At 73.3% G+C, this 16,453-nt stretch carries 15 protein-coding genes and 1 tRNA gene; 10 read left to right on the top strand and 6 right to left on the bottom strand.

Annotated elements, in window-relative coordinates:
• Positions 1–150: 150 nt before the first annotated feature.
• Both GA0074704_RS08375 and GA0074704_RS08380 read left to right on the top strand, forming a co-directional pair.
• Positions 151–621 (top strand): hypothetical protein, encoded by a 471-nt coding sequence (locus tag GA0074704_RS08375; protein ID WP_088969970.1) that lies wholly within the window; start codon positions 151–153, stop codon positions 619–621.
• A gap of 41 nt (positions 622–662) precedes the next feature.
• Entirely contained in the window at positions 663–1,685 is a 1,023-nt protein-coding gene (locus GA0074704_RS08380; RefSeq protein ID WP_088969971.1) for a hypothetical protein, read from the top strand.
• 19 nt (positions 1,686–1,704) lie between these two features.
• On the opposite strand, the gene mdlC is transcribed toward GA0074704_RS08380, so the two are convergent.
• On the bottom strand, positions 1,705–3,300 hold the full coding sequence (gene mdlC, locus GA0074704_RS08385) for a benzoylformate decarboxylase (protein ID WP_088969972.1): 1,596 nt from the start codon (positions 3,298–3,300) through the stop codon (positions 1,705–1,707).
• A 106-nt stretch (positions 3,301–3,406) separates the two neighbouring features.
• Positions 3,407–4,210, bottom strand: a complete 804-nt coding sequence (locus GA0074704_RS08390) for an S-methyl-5'-thioadenosine phosphorylase (protein WP_088969973.1) — start codon at positions 4,208–4,210, stop codon at positions 3,407–3,409.
• Positions 4,211–4,358: 148 nt separating this feature from the next.
• Here GA0074704_RS08390 and GA0074704_RS08395 point away from each other — a divergent pair, with 148 nt between their 5' ends.
• Complete coding sequence (locus GA0074704_RS08395) at positions 4,359–4,949, top strand: YqgE/AlgH family protein (RefSeq protein ID WP_088969974.1); 591 nt, start codon at positions 4,359–4,361, stop codon at positions 4,947–4,949.
• A gap of 91 nt (positions 4,950–5,040) precedes the next feature.
• Positions 5,041–5,113, top strand: a tRNA-Ala gene (locus GA0074704_RS08400).
• A 75-nt stretch (positions 5,114–5,188) separates the two neighbouring features.
• Here GA0074704_RS08400 and GA0074704_RS08405 read toward each other — a convergent pair.
• Positions 5,189–6,082 (bottom strand): helix-turn-helix domain-containing protein, encoded by an 894-nt coding sequence (locus GA0074704_RS08405; RefSeq protein WP_088969975.1) that lies wholly within the window; start codon positions 6,080–6,082, stop codon positions 5,189–5,191.
• 233 nt (positions 6,083–6,315) lie between these two features.
• Here GA0074704_RS08405 and GA0074704_RS08410 point away from each other — a divergent pair, with 233 nt between their 5' ends.
• The 4 genes from GA0074704_RS08410 to GA0074704_RS08425 all read left to right on the top strand — a co-directional run bounded on the left by GA0074704_RS08410 (position 6,316) and on the right by GA0074704_RS08425 (position 9,436).
• Positions 6,316–7,053, top strand: coding sequence for an SDR family oxidoreductase (locus GA0074704_RS08410; protein ID WP_088969976.1), 738 nt, complete (start codon positions 6,316–6,318; stop codon positions 7,051–7,053).
• 24 nt (positions 7,054–7,077) lie between these two features.
• The gene (locus tag GA0074704_RS08415; RefSeq protein ID WP_088969977.1) at positions 7,078–7,380 is read left to right on the top strand and encodes a hypothetical protein; all 303 of its coding nucleotides are present in this window, start codon (positions 7,078–7,080) and stop codon (positions 7,378–7,380) included.
• 86 nt (positions 7,381–7,466) lie between these two features.
• The gene (locus GA0074704_RS08420) at positions 7,467–8,453 is read left to right on the top strand and encodes a zinc-dependent alcohol dehydrogenase family protein (RefSeq protein ID WP_088969978.1); all 987 of its coding nucleotides are present in this window, start codon (positions 7,467–7,469) and stop codon (positions 8,451–8,453) included.
• A gap of 77 nt (positions 8,454–8,530) precedes the next feature.
• Positions 8,531–9,436 carry a lytic polysaccharide monooxygenase auxiliary activity family 9 protein gene (locus tag GA0074704_RS08425; protein ID WP_088969979.1) on the top strand — a complete coding sequence of 302 codons (906 nt, stop codon included), beginning with the start codon at positions 8,531–8,533 and terminating at the stop codon, positions 9,434–9,436.
• 87 nt (positions 9,437–9,523) lie between these two features.
• On the opposite strand, the gene GA0074704_RS08430 is transcribed toward GA0074704_RS08425, so the two are convergent.
• Positions 9,524–10,786 (bottom strand): nucleotide sugar dehydrogenase, encoded by a 1,263-nt coding sequence (locus tag GA0074704_RS08430; protein ID WP_088969980.1) that lies wholly within the window; start codon positions 10,784–10,786, stop codon positions 9,524–9,526.
• A 194-nt stretch (positions 10,787–10,980) separates the two neighbouring features.
• Positions 10,981–11,730: a hypothetical protein gene (locus GA0074704_RS08435; protein ID WP_157743625.1), complete on the bottom strand. Its 750-nt coding sequence runs from the start codon at positions 11,728–11,730 to the stop codon at positions 10,981–10,983.
• A gap of 261 nt (positions 11,731–11,991) precedes the next feature.
• On the opposite strand from GA0074704_RS08435, the gene GA0074704_RS08445 reads away from it, so the two are divergent.
• Both GA0074704_RS08445 and wecB read left to right on the top strand, forming a co-directional pair.
• Positions 11,992–14,094, top strand: a complete 2,103-nt coding sequence (locus GA0074704_RS08445) for a hypothetical protein (protein ID WP_088969983.1) — start codon at positions 11,992–11,994, stop codon at positions 14,092–14,094.
• Positions 14,095–14,171: 77 nt separating this feature from the next.
• Positions 14,172–15,251: a non-hydrolyzing UDP-N-acetylglucosamine 2-epimerase gene (gene wecB, locus GA0074704_RS08450; RefSeq protein ID WP_088969984.1), complete on the top strand. Its 1,080-nt coding sequence runs from the start codon at positions 14,172–14,174 to the stop codon at positions 15,249–15,251.
• A gap of 57 nt (positions 15,252–15,308) precedes the next feature.
• Here wecB and GA0074704_RS29655 read toward each other — a convergent pair whose 3' ends face one another.
• Entirely contained in the window at positions 15,309–16,397 is a 1,089-nt protein-coding gene (locus GA0074704_RS29655) for a class I SAM-dependent methyltransferase (protein WP_157743626.1), read from the bottom strand.
• Positions 16,398–16,453 lie beyond the last annotated feature (56 nt).

Here is a 16,453-nt window from a genome sequence, read left to right on the forward strand (position 1 = left end):
ATGGCGACCAGACCGCTGGGCTGAGGCCGGCGGTGCCGCTGGGACTGCCGGGGACGATGGGGCCAATGAGGCGGGCCGTATGCCTGGACAGGGCGGACCGGCGGGTCCACCATCGCTGTACGCGGTAGCAGCGCAGCGCGGGAGGTGCCCATGGTCACCCGTCCGGTCCGGCAGCCGACCACCGTCACCGGGACCGGCCGGCCGCCCGTCCCGCCGCCGTCCCGGCCCACCTTCAGCGGCGACGTGCACGCCCTGGCCCGGGCGCTCGCCGTGCCGCCCGGGGAGGCGCGCTGGCGGGAGCGGCTGATCCTGCGGCTGGCCCCGGTGCGCCGGGGCTTCGCCGAACACGTCCGGGCCACCGAGGGACCCACCGGTCTCTACGCGGAGCTGCTCGGCCACGCGCCGCGACTCGACCACGGCGTACGGCTGCTGACCCGCGAGCACGCCGCGATCGCGACCGCCCTGGCCGCCCTGCAACGCGCCGCCGAACTGCCCGGGGTGGAGTGCGAGGAGCTGTGCGGCCGGGCCGGGCACCTGCTGCGGGCGCTGGCCCGGCACCGGCAGCGCGGCGCGGACCTGATCTGGCAGGCGTACCAGACCGATCTCGGGGGCGAGACCTGACCGCCGGGGAACCGGTGCGCCGCAGCCGGCGTCCAACTCCCATGCGTCGCATCCTCGCCCTGCTGGGCCTGCCCCTCCTGGTCGTCGTGGCGGGCTGCGCCCCGGCCGGCTCCGACCCGTCCACCGCCGGCGGGGCCGAGCCGTCCGTGCCCGACCAGCGGCGGGCGGCGTTCGACAAGCGGGCCGCCGAGGTGGCCGGGGCGTGGCGTCCGGGCCCCGGCTGGGACACCGGGTACGTCCCGTTGCAGGAGCCGACCGTGCTGACCGGCGACCCCAGGTTCAGCCCGGACACCGAGACGGCCTTCCGCGCCGGCTGGTACCGGCTGCAGAACCCGCTGCCGATGTTCAAGCTGGCCCCCGGCACCATCCGGTTCCCGGACGGCACGATGACCGTGCCGCTGGTCGGCGCGGACGAGGCGTTCCGCCAGCTCGACCAGGGTGATCCGCCGCCGTGCGAGGGCCGGCCGATGACGCCGCCCGGCCAGTCGCCCGCGCCCGGGTCCGACCCGACGGCGCCGGCCGGGCGCCCCAGGGCGCCGGGACCCGGCCCGACGATCGAGCCCGGCCCGGACACTCCGGTGCAGAGCGAGCCGTCCACCGCCTGCGTACCGCTCACCGTCACCGGCGTACGGCTCGGCATCGCGTCCGTACGCACCAGCCGGGGCGTTGCCGAGGTGCCGGCCTGGCTGTTCACGGTGGAGGAGCTGGCGGTGCCGGTGGCGCGGGTGGCCGTCGCCCCCGACGCCGTCACCGCCCCGCCGGAGGGGAGCGGCCCGGGCACGGCGGCACCGCCGGACGTGGTCGCCGGGGTGAGCCTGCGCGCGGTGACCGACGGCCGGATCGACTACCGGGTGGGGGTGGGCGCCTGCGACAGCGACATCACGCCGCTGGTGGTCGAACGTGACGACGTCGTGGTGGTCGGTGCCGCCGTGGTCCGCCCCACCGGTCCGTGCACCATGCAGCTCAAGCTGGAACCGGTGAGCGTCTCCCTCACCGCGCCGCTGGGCGACCGGCCGGTCCTGGACGTGGTCACCGGCGCCCCGCTGGCCCTGACCCGGGCCTGAGACCGGGCGCGGCGGGCGGTCACAGGATGGCGGGGACCTCGGTGCTGATCGGCACCGGCAGCACGGTCGGCCGGTCGGCGGCGAGCGCCCCGGCCAGGGCGTCACCCAGCCGGTCAAGGTCGTCGACGACGGTGGCCGCGCAGCCGTAGCCCCGGGCCACGGCGGTCACGTCCAGCCCGGGCAGGTCCAGCGCGGGCACGCCGGGGGTGTGCTTGAGTTCCGCGAACGCCTTGAGGATCGCGTACTGCTGGTTGACCGGCACCACCACGGCCAGCGGCAGGCGTAGCCGAGCCGCCGTCCAGAGCGACTGCACCGAGTAGTGGAACGAGCCGTCGCCGATCACCGCCACCACCGGCCGGCTCCGCCCGGTGTCCCGCTCGGCCAGCGCCACCCCGACGGCCGCCGGCAGGCCGAACCCGAGGCCCCCGCTGGCCATGGTGAGGTACGACGCCGGCCGGCGGATCCGCACCCGCCGGCGCAGGGCGGCCAGGTTGGACGGTGACTCCTGCACCAGCACCCCGTCGGCCGGCCAGCAGGCGGCCAGCGCCGCGAAGAGCGCGTCCGGGGTCGGGGGATCGGTCACCGCCGGCGGCGCCGGGTCGGGCCGTGGTCCCGGCCGGGCCCGGTCGGTGGGGGGAAGCAGCTCCCGCAGCGCAGCCAGGGCCAGCCCGGCGTCGGCGAGCAGGCTCTCCCCGACGGGCGCCCGGGCGGCCTCGTCCGGGTCGTCGGTGACGTGCAGCAGCCGGGCGCCGGGGGGCAGGTGGTCGCCCGGCACGTGCGGGTAGTACCGGAACACCGGCGCCCCGACCACCAGGACCGTGTCGTGGCCGTGCAGCGCCTCGGCGAGCGGCCCGATGGCGTACGGCAGGACACCCCGGAACTGCGGGTGGTCCTCGGGGAAGACGGCCCGTTCCGGCGCCGGGGCCGCCCACACCGGAGCGGCCAGCCACTCGGCCAGCTCCACCGCGGCCGGCCAGGCCCCCGCCCGGTCCACCGCCGCACCGAGCACCAGCACCGGCGCCCGGCTGCCCGCCAGCAGGTCGGCGAACTCCCGTAGCCGTGCGGGGTCGGGCGCGAACCGGGTGGCCACCGTCCGGACCTGCGGCGGCGGGTCGGCCACCCGGTCCCAGTCGTCCATCGGCAGGGAGAGGAAGACGGGTCCGGCCGGGGGCTGCACCGCCGTGGCGTACGCCCGCATGAACGCCGCCGGGACGTCCTGCGCGCGGGCCGGCTCGTACCCCCACTTGACGTACGGTCGCACCAGCTCCGCCGCCCGCGGGCTGGCCAGCCGGGGCTCGATCAGCAGCATCTCCCGGGTCTGCTGGCCGGCGCTGACGATCAGTGGGGTCCGGTTGTGCCAGGCGGTGACCAGGTTGCCCATCCCGTTGCCGGTGCCCGGCGCGGTGTGCAGGTTGACGTGTGCGGGCCGGCCGGTGGCCTGGGCGTACCCGTCGGCCATCGCCATCGCCGACGCCTCGTGCAGGGCGTGCACGTAGTGGAAGTCGGCGGGGAAGTCCTGGAGGAAGGTCTCCTCGGTGGAGCCCGGGTTGCCGAAGACGGTGGTCAGGCCGAGCGACCGCAACAGGTCGTAGGTCGTCTCCCGGACCGTCGCCATCGCCAGCTGCCCCCGTCTGCCGCGCGGTGCCGGAGACGGCTGGGTGGTCAGCCCCCCGACCAACCGAATCTATCGGCAGCACGCCGCCTTTCGGGCGCTTCCGGGGTCAGGGCAGCTCGAAGGGGAGCTTGATCCCGTCCAGGGCGTGCGCGCACGGGCAGTCCCGCGCCGAGGGCAGCGCCGCCACCGCGTCCAGCAGCACCGCGCGCAACGTGTCGGTGTTCTCGGCGAAGACCCGGAAGACCTCCTCCTGGGTCACCGACTCGCCGGCCGCCACCCCCGCGTCCAGGTCGGTGACCAGGGCGATCGAGGTGTAGCAGAGGGCCAGCTCGCGGGCCAGGACCGCCTCCGGATGGCCGGTCATGTTGACCACCGAGCCGCCGATCGAGGCGAACCAGCGGGACTCGGCGCGGGTCGAGAAGCGCGGCCCCTCGACCACCACCACCGTGCCACCGTCCACCGCGGCCACGTGCCGGCCGCTCGCCGCGTCGAGCAGCGTACGCCGGCCGGTGGGGCAGTACGGGTCGGCGAAGGAGACGTGCACCGCGCCCCGGTCGTAGTAGGTCTGGGCGCGTCCGCTGGTCCGGTCGATCAGCTGGTCCGGCACCACGAAGGTGCCCGGCCCCAGCTCCGGCCGCAGGCCACCCACCGCGCACGGGGCGAGCACCTGGCGAACCCCGAGTGACCGCAGCGCCCACAGGTTGGCCTGGTACGGGATCAGGTGCGGCGGGTGCCGGTGGTCGCGACCGTGGCGGGGCAGGAACGCCACCGACCGGCCGCCCACCTCGGCGATGGTGATCGCGTCCGAAGGCGCTCCGTAGGGCGTCTCGACCGTGTGCTCGGTGGCGCCGTCCAGGAGCGCGTAGAGCCCCGATCCGCCGATCACCGCCAGTTCCGCCGTTGGACCCATCGACCCTCCCTCGATCCTGTTCGATCATCCGCCCGTCAGACCTTAGCCAGCGGCGGGGACGCAGGCTATGGTGCCAGGCATGGCGTTGACAGCGCGGACGGTCGAGGGCGTCGGGTCGGCCCCGGTGCGCGGCTGACGGAGGTCCAGGATGCAGGGAGAGGGACAGGCGATCGGTGGTCGCGCTATGGAGTCGATGACCGGACGGCTGCTGGTCGCGACGCCCACCCTGAAGGACCCGAACTTCGACCGTACGGTGGTGCTGCTCGTCGCCCACGAGGCCGGCGGCGCCCTCGGTGTGGTGCTGAACCGGGCGACCGAGGTGCCGGTGGCCGACGTGCTCGGCGACTGGAGCGACCTGGCCCGGGATCCCGCGGTGCTCTTCGAGGGCGGCCCGGTCCAGCCCGACTCGGCGATCTGCCTGGCCCGGATGCGCCACCCGATCAAGCCGCTCAAGGGCTTCCACCGGGTCTCCGGCGCGGTGGGCACCATCGACCTGTCGGTGGACCCGGAGCGGCTGCGGGAGAGCATCGGCGGCATCCGGGTCTTCGCCGGCTACTCCGGGTGGGGCTCGGGGCAGCTGGAGCAGGAGATCGAGGAGGGATCGTGGTTCGTGCTCGACGCGCTGCCCGGTGACGCCTTCGTCGACCGGCCCGACGACCTGTGGCCGATGGTGCTGCGCCGGCAGGGCGGCATGCTGGCCGCCGTGGCCCACTTTCCGCCCGACGTGGCGCTCAACTGAGCGACCCGCGCAGGGGGGACCCCCGCGAGATGACCATGCCGAGGGCCGTGTGTATAGTTCTCTCGTGCCCGGGCAACCGGGACGACCGCAAGGGGCCGTGGCGCAGCTGGTAGCGCACCACACTGGCAGTGTGGGGGTCAGGGGTTCGAGTCCCCTCGGCTCCACCTGAGCGGACGAAAGCCCCGGCGAGGAATCCTCGCCGGGGCTTTCGGCGTTTCTGGGCTCGCTGGTCCCGTCCGTCAGGGCGCCCGCTCACCGGCCGGCCGGTCGGGTGCTTCCCCGGCCGACCGACCACCCACCGGCGGCTGCTCCGCGAGCTCCCGAGCCGGTGCCACCAGGGCGGCCAGGGCCGCGGCGCTGCGGCTGCCCGGTTCGGGCGTGCCGACCAGCAGTTGCTGACCGGGAGCGTCGCGGACGTCGAAGGTCTGGTACGTCAGCTCGACCGGCCCCGCCTCGGGATGGTGGATGACCTTGAACATGCGGGTGAGGCCCTGCACGTGCTGGTCGGCCCAGAGGGCGCGGAACGGCGGCGAGTCCCGTCGCAGGTCGGCCACGAGCGCCCGGATCCGGGGATCGTACGGGAAGAGGCCGGCGTTCAGCCGCAGGGCGTGTACGACGTTCTCGGTCAGCGTCGGCCAGTCGGGGAAGACGGTGCGGGCCTGCGGGTGCTGGAACAGCACCCGGACCATGTTGGTCGGACCGGTGAACGGGGAGAGCAGCGCGGCGGCCACGTCGTTGGTGGCCAGCACGTCGAACGCGGGACCGAGCACGTAGGCGGCGGCGGTGGGAAAGGCGTCCAGCAGCCGCAGCAGGGCGGGGTGAACGGAGTCCCGGGAGTTGTCCGGGCCGCGTCGGGGGTGGAGCCCGGCGAGCCGGAAGAGATGGCCGCGCGCGTCCGGGTCGAGGCGCAGGGCCCGGCCGATCGCGTCGAGCAGCTGGGCCGAGGGGTTGCGCTCGCGGCCCTGTTCGAGGCGGGCGTAGTAGTCGACGCTCACCCCGGCCATCACGGCGAGTTCCTCGCGGCGCAGCCCGGGTACCCGCCGGTCGCCGCCGCCGTGCAGACCGACCTCTTTCGGGTCTACCCGGGCACGGTTGGCACGGAGGAATTCCCCGAGCCGGTTTGAATCGGGCATGTCGACCAGCCTACGGGTCCGGGCCGACGTCCCCGGCCGGCTGGCGACTTCGTCGGGTGCGCCGATCCGGGGTTCGCGCACGGGACCGGACAGAGGGCGTTGAAAGGGCGCGAAAGGTATTCGGTGCCAGGGTGTCGGGCACCCCGGAAACCGCACCCTTCCCGGGTCCGGGTGCCCGCCGGATCGTTGAGCAGCGGCGCTCGGCCGCAGCCCCGGAGGCAAGAGGAGGACCAGTGGGAGACAGTGCCGGCTCGAAGATCATTCTCATCACCGGTGCGAGCAGCGGCATCGGGGCGGCGACCGCCCGCCGGTTGGCCGCCGACGGCCATCACGTCGTGCTCGGCGCCCGGCGCGTCGACCGGCTGGCCGTACTCGTCGACGAACTGCGCGCCGCCGGTGGCGCCGCCGAACACCATGAGCTCGACGTCACGAGCCGGGACAGCGTGCGCTCCTTCGTCGAGGGCGCCCACGACCGGCACGGCCGCGTCGACGTCCTGGTCAACAACGCCGGCGTGATGGCCCTGTCCACCCTCGACGCGCTGCGGGTCGACGAGTGGGAGCAGATGGTCGACGTGAACCTGCGCGGCACCCTGTACGGCATCGCCGCCGCGCTGCCACTGATGCGGGCGCGCGGCACGGGGCACATCGTCAACATCGGCTCCACCGCCGCCTACCGTGTCGACCCGACCGCCGCGGTCTACTGCGCCACCAAGTACGCGGTCCGGGCCCTCACCGAAGGGTTGCGCCAGGAGAGCCGGGCCGTCCGGGTGACCCTGGTCAGCCCCGGCTACACCCACTCGGAACTCACCGAACGGGGTGGCGACCCTCAGGTGCGGGCCGCCGCCCACGCGGCGGCCGAGGAACTGGGAATGCCGGCGTCGGCCGTCGCCGACGCGATCGCCCAGGCGATCTCCCAGCCCGACAGCGTCGACGTCAACGAGATCGTCATGCGGTCCACCGCACAGGGCTGACCACACACCACGAGGAGTGCACCCATGAGCGAAGCGCTCGAGATGACGACCTTCCGGCTCGTCCCCGGCCTCACCGGCGCCGACTTCGTCGACGCCAACGCGGCGATCAACGACTACCTGCGGCGACAGCCCGGTTTCCGGTGGCGCCGGATCGTCCAGGACGACGACGGCACCATCACCGACATCGTCGCGTGGGACTCCGTGGCGCAGGGCCGGCGCAGCGCCTCGGGAATCATGACCGAGATGGCCGACTCCCCGGTGCACGCCACCATCGACCACTCCACGGTCGACTTCCGGATCGTCCCGGTGCTCCAGCGCACCAGCTGACCCCGCGGCCGCCACCTCCAGCCGGGTGGCGGTCCGCACAACCGGCGTCCCGAGGACGCCTCGACAACAGAAAGGTGCGGTGCGTCGTGCGTGCCGTGGTACTCCGGGAGTTCGGTGCTCCCCTGCGGGTCGACGAGATCGACCGACCTTCCGCCGGCGCCGGTCAGGTGCTCGTGCGGGTCGTCGCCAGTGGCGTCAACCCGCTGGACACCAAGATCCAGGCGGGCCAGGCCCCGCACGCCCGGGTCCGACCGCCGGCGGTGCTCGGCCTGGACCTCGCCGGGGTGGTGGTCGCGGTGGGTCCGGACGTCACGGACTTCGGGCCGGGTGACGAGGTGTACGGGCTCACCGGCGGCGTAGGCGATCTCCAGGGCTCGTTGGCCGAGTACGCCGCCGTGGACCGGCGGCTGCTGGCGCGCAAGCCGGCCGCGCTCTCCATGCGGGAGGCCGCCGCGCTGCCGCTGGCCCTGATCACCGCCTGGGAGGGGCTGGTCGACCGGGCCGGGGTCCACGCCGGGCAGAAGGTGCTGGTGCAGGGGGGCGCCGGCGGCGTCGGGCACGTCGCGATCCAGCTGGCCCGCTCCCGGGGCGCCGAGGTCTACGCGACGGGCGGCCCGTCGAGCATGGATGTCATCCAGAGCCTGGGCGCGGTGCCCATCGACTACAGCGTCGTCGGCGTGGAGGAGTACGTCGGGACGTACACCGGGGGCGAGGGGTTCGACATCGTCGCCGACAACGTCGGCGGCGCGACGCTCGACGCCTCGTTCGCGGCGGTGCGTACCTACCACGGACACGTGGTGAGCGCGCTCGGGTGGGGGTCGCACGCCCTCGCACCGCTGTCGTTCCGCGGGGCGACCTACTCCGGGGTGTTCACCCTGCTGCCCATGCTGACCGGGCAGGGCCGGGAGCACCACGGGGAGATCCTGCGCGAGGGCGCGGCACTGGCCGACGCCGGCGCGCTGCGTCCCCGGCTCGACGCTCGCCGCTTCACCCTGGACACCGTGGGGGAGGCGCACGACCTGGTCGCCCGAGGCGCCGCGCGGGGCAAGGTCGTCGTCGACGTCGACGCCTGAGGGGCCGTGGCCGATTCCGCCGCGCCGTCGAACCTTTGCCGGCCCGCGTACGTACCTGTGCGCGGGAGGTCGATCTCATGGCCGTACGCCGACTGCTCGCCGCCGCCCTCGCCGGCGCGGTGACGCTGCTGCCCGTCACCACCCCCGCCCACGCGCACGGTGCCCCCACCAGCCCGGTCAGCCGCGCGGCGGCCTGCGGTCCGGCGGGTACGGCGGCCGACACCCCGGCCTGCCTGGCTGCCGTGGCGGCCGGCGCGGCGGTACGCGAGTGGGACAACGTGCGGGTGGCGCGGGTCGACGGGCGGGACCGGCAGCGGATCCCCGACGGGGAGCTGTGCAGCGGCGGGCTGTCCGCGTACCACGGGCTGGACCTGGCCCGGGACGACTGGCCGGCGACCCGGCTGACCCCGGGCCGGGGGTTCACCTTCCGCTACCGGACCACCATCCCGCACAAGGGTACGTTCCGGCTGTACCTGACCCGTCCCGGCTACGATCCGGGCCGGCGACTCAGCTGGGCGGACCTGGACCAGCGGCCCTTCCTCACGGCCACCGACCCGCCGGTGCGCTCGGGGGCGTACCAGATGCCGGGGCGGGTGCCGACCGGCCGGACCGGCCGGCACCTGATCTACACGATCTGGCAGAACTCCGACACCCAGGACACCTACTACTCCTGCTCGGACGTGGACTTCCCGGTGCCGGCGACGCCGCGTACCCGGGTCGCGTCCGGTGGCGGCACCGCCGGGCCGGCGGCGACGGCCGGCGCGTCCTCGGCGGCGCTCGCCGAGCCGGACGGCGGGGTGCCGGTGGCGTCGGTGACCGCCCTGGGCCGGGTGAACCTGACGCTGGTGGCCGGGGTGGCCGGCGTCGTCGTGGTGCTGCTGGCGGCGATGCTCGGGGCGCGGTTGCGCCGCGTCGGCGCGGCGCCGCCGGGCCGGCAGTGCGAGGTCCGCAACCACCGGGCCGGTCGCCGCCGGGTCTGGTGACCCGCCGCGTGCGGTCCAGCCCCGGAAACGACGGAGCCGCGCCGCACCCGGAGGTGCGACGCGGCTGCGCTGTTCAGCGGTGGGGCGTCAGAGCCGGTAGGCCTTGTCGCCCTTGGTGACGCCACGCGTGTCGAAGAAGCGCGGAGCGATCTCGGCCAGCCGGTCGGCGTCGTACTGCTTGTGGTTCTGCACCAGGATGACCAGGTCGGCGGCGGCGACGGCGCTCTCCAGGTCGTTCACCCGCAGCACGTCCACGTCGGAGATCTTCCACTGGCTCACGAACGGGTCGTGGTAGCTCAGCTTGGCGCCCAGGGCGCCCAGCTTCTGGGCCAGCTCGACGGCCGGCGACTCGCGCTGGTCGGCGATGTTCGGCTTGTAGGTCACACCGAGCAGCAGCACCGACGCGCCGTTGGTGGCCTTGCCGGCGTCGTTGAGCAGGTTCTGCGCCCGGTGCGCCACGTACGCGGGCATCGTCGCGTTGATCTCCTGCGCCAGCTCGACGAAGCGGAACGGGTAGCCGAGCTTCGCCCGCACGTTGTGGCTCAGGTAGTTCGGGTCGATCGGGATGCAGTGGCCGCCGACGCCCGGGCCCGGGTAGAACGCCTGGAAGCCGAACGGCTTGCTGGCGGCGGCGTGGATGACGTCCCACAGGTCGATGTCCAGCTCGTGGCAGAACCGGGCCATCTCGTTGACCAGCGCGATGTTGATGTGCCGGTAGGTGTTCTCCAGCAGCTTGGCGGTCTCCGCCTCGCGGGTGCCCTTGGCCCGGACCACCGTCTCGATGAACCGGCCGTAGAACTGCGCGGCCCGCTCCGAGCAGGCCGGGGTGTGCCCACCGACCACCTTCGGGGTGTTGTGCGCGCCGAACTTCTCGTTGCCCGGGTCGATCCGCTCGGGGGAGAAGGCCAGGTGGAAGTCCGTGCCGGCGGTGAGGCCGGACGCCTTCTCCAGGATCGGCCGGACCACCTCGTCGGTCGTACCCGGGTAGGTGGTCGACTCCAGGATGACCAGCATGCCCTCGGTGAGGTTGGCGGCCACGGCCTCGGTCGCGCCGATCACCGCGCGCAGGTCCGGGCCCTGGTCCTCCGAGAGCGGGGTCGGCACGCAGATCACCGCTGCGGCGGCGCCCCGGATCTCCGAGGCGTCGGTGGTGGCCCGGAAGCCGCCGCCGATCATCTCGGCGATGTCGCCGTCGGACAGGTCGTCGACGTGCGACTTGCCGGAGTTCAGCGACTCGACGACGCGGGCGTTGATGTCGAAGCCGAGGACGGTCATCCCGGCCTTGGTCGCCTCCTGGGCGAGCGGTAGGCCGACGTATCCGAGCCCGAGAATCACGACATCGACAGACACTGCCTACTCCTTCGTTGGGTGGCCCGGTGCGGGGGTCTCTGCGTGCCGACCGGCCGAGTTGCGACGGACATGGTTTCAGATGGAAGGCCGGTCGCTGGTGGCCCGCCAGGAATGATAGTGACGGCGCCCGTCGAACCGGACGAGGCGTACCTCGGGGGAGTCTTCGCCCTGTCCGGTGGCCCGCGGGCGGAACGTCAGGAGAGCTTGCGCTTCACCTTGCCGGCCAGCCGCTTGCCGCGGCGCAGGACGCCGAGCATCTTCCGACCGCCTTCGGACTTGACCAGGATAGCTCGCACGGCCTGCTGGCCTCCCGGCGCCTGCGGGCGCGACTTGAGCTCCTTGTTCAGCTTCTCGACCCGGTCGGCCAGGGTGCCGAGCTGCCCGAGCAGGGCGGTCTCGCTCAGTCGGCGGTCCCGCTCCGCGCCGGCCAGGGCGGTGGCCACCTCGACGTCGCGGCGAGCGGCGCCCTCGGCCGCGCCGAGGCGAACCGCGATGGCGGCGGTCAGCAGCTGGGCAGCCGGCTCGGTGCTTCCCTCGGCCAGCTCCAGCGCCGCGTAGGGACGGCCGTTGAGGCTGCCGAGGCCGGCCCACTTCAGGCCGGTCAGGCGGCCGGCGACCGGTTCCTCCGCGTCCGTCGGGCCCTCGACGTCGAGGATCACGAGCAGTCGACCGCCCGGGCGCACAGCCGGCCGGAGCGCCGGGACGAGCGCGTCGAGCCAGCGCAGATCCAGCGGGCCGCGGTCGATGACGACCGTGTCGAAACTCTCCGTGACCGGAAGCGTACCAATCTGCGGACCGAGCTCGAGCACGGTCGCCGCCCGGAAGGGCAGGGCGAGCGCGTCGCTGCCGCGACGCCGTTCGTCCGTGATGACGAGCAGTTCGTCGTCGGCTGCGGGCCGGCCATCGCTGGCGGTGCCGAGCATGGCGGGCGCACCGTTCGTCATCCTGACGTACCTCCGGGACCGGAAGACTGGCTACTATGCGCAGCGAAGACTAGCGCATGGGTCGACGCGGGCGGTTCACAGCACCGGCCTGGGACGTGGGCTTCGCAGGTGCCCGAAGATCGACGGAACGTCCGCATCGGTCGCGACGACGGGCACCATCACCGTGGAGGGGTAACGATCGTGGCAGGCAGTCAGTCATCGAACGTTGATGTGGACGGCGGGAAGAAGGTCGAGACACATCGACGCCCATGGTTGAAGCCTGTGAAGGGTGCGGTCGACCGGAAGGTGCTCGCCGGCTGGGAGCAGGCCGCCGACCGGGACAGCCTGCACACCCGGGGCGCCCGCGCCCTCTCGCCCACCGCGCGGCAGCTCACCCCCGGCGTGACCGTGGTGCTGGCCGGCGCCGGTGACCGGTTCGCCGACACCCTCGACGGGATCGCCCGGCAGACGGTGGACACCGGTCTGGTCGAGGTGGTGGTCGTGCTGACCGACGGTGCGGGTCGGGCCGCGGTGCACGACCTCGGCGCCGCCCGGCCCGCCCTGGCCGTACGCGTGGTCACCGTCGCCGGGGCCGGCCTGAACCGGGCCTTCTCCCTCGGCGTGGCCGCCGCCTCCCGGCAGTACGTCACCCTGGTCGAGGCGGGCGACCGGCTCTCTCCGAACTATCTGGAGGCGCTGCTGGCCGGGGCCGGCGACGGCGTCGTCGCCGCCGCCTCCGTGGTCGCCGACGGCGAGGCCGTCGACAGCGCCGCCGACCTGGCGGTCGGCCGGCTGGTGAGCACCGCCCTGGCCGACCGGCTGTTCCGCACCGGTGTGGTCGACGAGGTCGACGGCGTCTTCTGGCTCGCCGCGGCCGTGCACGGCCCCGCGGAACTCACGACCGCCGCCGACGCGGTGTACCACCGCACCGCCGTGCCCGCCCGGCCCGGCACGGGCGACTTCCGCACCGAGATCACCGAGCGGCTGGCGACGGTCGTCCGGCTCGAGCGGCTGCACGCCGACTCCGGCAGCGCCGTCGGTGAACTGGTCACCCAGGCGGTGGCCCGGCAGGCCGAGCGGATGGGCGACTACCTGGCCCAGCACCCGGACCAGCACCCCGAGGTGGTCAAGGAGCTCGACCGGTTCCCGGTCTTCGAGCTGCCGCACGGGCTGGTCAACCGCGGCATGCCGCGCGGCCTCGTGGTCGCGTACGCCTTCTCGCCGTACGCCGACGCGAGCGCCATCGTGATGGCCAAGCGGGTCCGGAACATGGGCGGGGTGGCGGACGTCGTCTACAACGCGATGGACCGGATGCGGACCAAGGACCAGACGGTCCGGCGGATCTCCGGCCCGTTCATCGCCGACGAGGCGCCGGTGGCCACCCCGACCTACTTCTCGCACTGGGGCTCGATGGAGAAGTTCGTCGAGGCCGGCATGGCGGAGATCCACAAGTGGGAGGCCGAGAAGGGCCGCTACGAGTGGATCTACAGCCGGGCCCACTTCGCCGCCTCGCACCTGCTGGCCGCGGTCTACAAGCTGGCGAACCCGGAGGTCCGCTGGACCGCCGAGTTCTCCGACCCGCTGTCGAAGGACATGCTGGACGAGGAGCGGGGCACCCCGGTCGAGGATGGCCCGGTGCTGGAGACGCTGCGCAACGGCGCGAAGGCGCTCGGGCTGCCCATCCCCGAGTCCAGCAACTGCTTCGTCTGGTGTGAGGAGCTGACCTACGTCCTCGCCGACGAGCTGATCTTCACCAACCCGAACCAGCTCGAGTACATGATGAGCTACTGCTCGGATGAGAAGGTGGCGGCGACGGCGCGGTCGAAGGCGGTCGTGTCGGCGCACCCGACCCTGCCCAGGGACTTCTACTCCATGGTGGACTTCGACTACCCGATGTCGGAGGGTCTGATCCACCTGGCGTACTTCGGCGTCTTCTACGCCACCCGGGGCATGGACGACGTGCTGGCCGCCGTCGCCAACGCCCCTGAGGAGCTGCGCCGCAAGCTGCGCATCCACGTGTTCACCACCAAGCCGGCCGAGCTGGACCGGCGTGCCGCCGAGCTGGGCATCGCCGACTGCATCCAGGTCGGGCCGTACGTGCGCTTCCTGGAGTTCCTCAACCTCACCACCAAGTTCGACTGCCTCATCGTCAACGACGCGTTCACCGCCGACTACCAGCCACTGAACCCCTACCTGCCGTCGAAGTGGTCGGACTACAAGGGCAGCGGCACGTCGGTCTGGGGTCTGACCGAGGCGGGCAGCCCGCTCAACGGGCAGAAGCAGCTCGCGTACAACTCGCCGGTGGGTGACGTGGAGGCCGCCGGCAAGGTCCTTGAGCAGCTCGTTCGCGACAAGCTCGCGGAGCGGTCGTCCCGCTCGGCGTAACGTCGGCCGTCGGGCGGGAACCGGGTCCCGGGGCCCGCCCGACCGGCTGGAAACGACCACATCTCTGGAAGGCCTGAATGTCTGATCTCGTCCTGCACATCACCGGGGCCCGCCCGAACTTCCCGAAGGCGGCACCGGTGATCCGCGCCCTGGCTGCCCTCGGCGTGTCTCAGAAGCTCGTCCATACCGGCCAGCACTACGACGAGCGGATGTCCGAGGTCTTCTTCCGCCAGCTCGGGCTGCCGGAGCCGGACGTCAACCTGGAGGTCGGCTCGGGTACGCACGCCAAGCAGACCGCGGCGATCATGACCGGTCTCGAGGACCTCTTCGAGGCTGAGCGCCCTGGGATGCTGGTGGTCTACGGCGACGTGAACTCGACCGTGGCCGCCGCCCTGGTCGCGGCGAAGATGCAGATCCCGCTCGCGCACGTCGAGGCCGGTCTGCGAAGCTTCGACCCGAGCATGCCGGAGGAGGTCAACCGTCTGGTCACCGACCGGTTGTCCGACCTGCTCTTCGCGACCAGCCCGGACGCCGTGGCGCACCTGGGCAACGAGGGCGTGGCACCGGAGAAGATCCACTTCGTCGGTAACCCGATGATCGACACCCTGCTGGCCAACATCGACCGCTTCGACCAGGACAAGGCCCGTACCGAGCTGGGCCTGGCCGACCGTTACGTGGTGGCCACCCTGCACCGGCCGGGCAACGTGGACGACCCGGCCGACGCTGCCGCGCTGGTCAAGGCCATGCACGCGGTCGCCGACCAGGCCGAGGTGGTGCTGCCGCTGCACCCGCGCGGTCGGGGCCGACTGCAGGCCGCCGGCCTGTTCGACCACCCGGCGCTGCGGGTGATCGACCCGCTCGGCTACGTCGAATTCCTCGGTCTGGTCCGGGGCGCCGCCGCGGTCGTCACCGACTCCGGCGGGGTGCAGGAGGAGACCACCATGCTGGGCGTACCCTGCCTGACCCTGCGCCCGAACACCGAGCGACCGGTCACCATCACCCACGGCACCAACCAGCTGGTCACCCGGGAGCGACTGCCACAGATCGTGGAGGCGGTGCTCACGGCCGGTCGGGCCGAGTCCTGGCCGACCCCGCCGCTCTGGGACGGCAGGGCCGGCGAGCGGATCGCCCAGGTGATCGCGGCCCGGCTGCGCTGACCCCACCGACGACGGCCGGTCCCGGTTCCCGGGGCCGGCCGTCGCGTGTGTCGACCGTCAGCCGGCGGCGCGCAGCACCGAGGCGCCCTTCTCGAGCTTGAACCGCTCCTCGGTGAGCGTCGGCACGTCGGTCAGCCACTGCTTGATGATGTCCTGCTCGTCGCGGCGCACCGTGTCGTCCATGACCACCGCGGCGTTGGCCGCGAGCCGGTCGGCGAGCAGCGGCAGGGCCGGGTAGCGGGCCTGGCCGGCGGTCGTGCCGGGCGGGCCGTCGACGAAGAGCAGGCCGATCCGGTCCAGGTCGGCCCAGGCCCGTCGGGAGTACCAGGGGGCGCTGTGGTCGCCCAGGTCGAACTCCTCCAGCGGGGCGTGTCGCGCCTCGGCCAGGTGACTGACCCCGTGCTCGGCGAGCAGCTTGTTGGTCTGCCGGGCGTACGCCTCGTCGTGCTCCAGGCTGACCACCCGGCCGTCGACGCCGAACTGGCGCAACGCCAGCGAGCACCAGAGCGTGGAGACGCCGCTGCCGCACTCCACGATCAATCCGGGCCGCTCGGTGCGCACCAGGTCGACCAGGAGCAGGAGCACGTCGGGAGAGGCCGCCCAGCCCCGCATCGGCGGCACCCGACCCTCCACGGTGATCATCGAATAGAGGTTGAGCAGCGACTCGACCTCGCGATAGGTGTGCCCGGTCTCCCGGACCACCACCCGCTTCATGTACTCGTTGACCCGCTCGACGGCAGGGTCCAGGGTGATCGCCTCGACCGTCTCCGTGGTGTGCCGCACCTCGGCGCGGATCTGCTCGTGCTGCTGCTCGGTGGTGTCGAACCGGCCGACGAGCCGGGTCACCTCGTGGTCGAGCTGCCCGACCCGACGGCGCAGCTCGTACATCACGAGCCGGTTCTGCCGGTGCGAGTGCAGCGCGGCCAGCAGCACCAGCCCGATGGCGGCCACCAGCAGGACCGTGGTGGCGCCGGCGCCCAGGAGCGTCGCGGCGACGACCGCCAGGGCCACCGCAGCCACCGTCGCCACCGCGACGTCCCGGCGGACGAGCAGGCTGCCCAGCGAGCCGAAGGCCGGCCGGAGCGTCCCCCCGTGGGAGGTCGCCGTCGGGCCGGCGGTGCCCCGCCCTTCGTCGGTTGCTGGCATGGGTGCTCCCGGGTTCGACGAGACGAGACGACGATGGCTGTGCGGATTATAGGAGC

The sequence above is a fragment of the Micromonospora siamensis genome, assembly GCF_900090305.1.
GTDB classification, from domain to species: Bacteria; Actinomycetota; Actinomycetes; order Mycobacteriales; family Micromonosporaceae; genus Micromonospora; species Micromonospora siamensis.

Coding starts and splice junctions, on each gene's coding strand:
- GA0074704_RS08375 (WP_088969970.1), top strand. CDS start 151: ATGGTCACCCGTCCGGTCCGGCAGCCGACCACCGTCACCGGGACCGGC.
- GA0074704_RS08380 (WP_088969971.1), top strand. CDS start 663: ATGCGTCGCATCCTCGCCCTGCTGGGCCTGCCCCTCCTGGTCGTCGTG.
- mdlC (WP_088969972.1), bottom strand. CDS start 3,300: ATGGCGACGGTCCGGGAGACGACCTACGACCTGTTGCGGTCGCTCGGC.
- GA0074704_RS08390 (WP_088969973.1), bottom strand. CDS start 4,210: ATGGGTCCAACGGCGGAACTGGCGGTGATCGGCGGATCGGGGCTCTAC.
- GA0074704_RS08395 (WP_088969974.1), top strand. CDS start 4,359: ATGCAGGGAGAGGGACAGGCGATCGGTGGTCGCGCTATGGAGTCGATG.
- GA0074704_RS08405 (WP_088969975.1), bottom strand. CDS start 6,082: ATGCCCGATTCAAACCGGCTCGGGGAATTCCTCCGTGCCAACCGTGCC.
- GA0074704_RS08415 (WP_088969977.1), top strand. CDS start 7,078: ATGAGCGAAGCGCTCGAGATGACGACCTTCCGGCTCGTCCCCGGCCTC.
- GA0074704_RS08425 (WP_088969979.1), top strand. CDS start 8,531: ATGGCCGTACGCCGACTGCTCGCCGCCGCCCTCGCCGGCGCGGTGACG.
- GA0074704_RS08435 (WP_157743625.1), bottom strand. CDS start 11,730: ATGACGAACGGTGCGCCCGCCATGCTCGGCACCGCCAGCGATGGCCGG.
- wecB (WP_088969984.1), top strand. CDS start 14,172: ATGTCTGATCTCGTCCTGCACATCACCGGGGCCCGCCCGAACTTCCCG.
- GA0074704_RS29655 (WP_157743626.1), bottom strand. CDS start 16,397: ATGCCAGCAACCGACGAAGGGCGGGGCACCGCCGGCCCGACGGCGACC.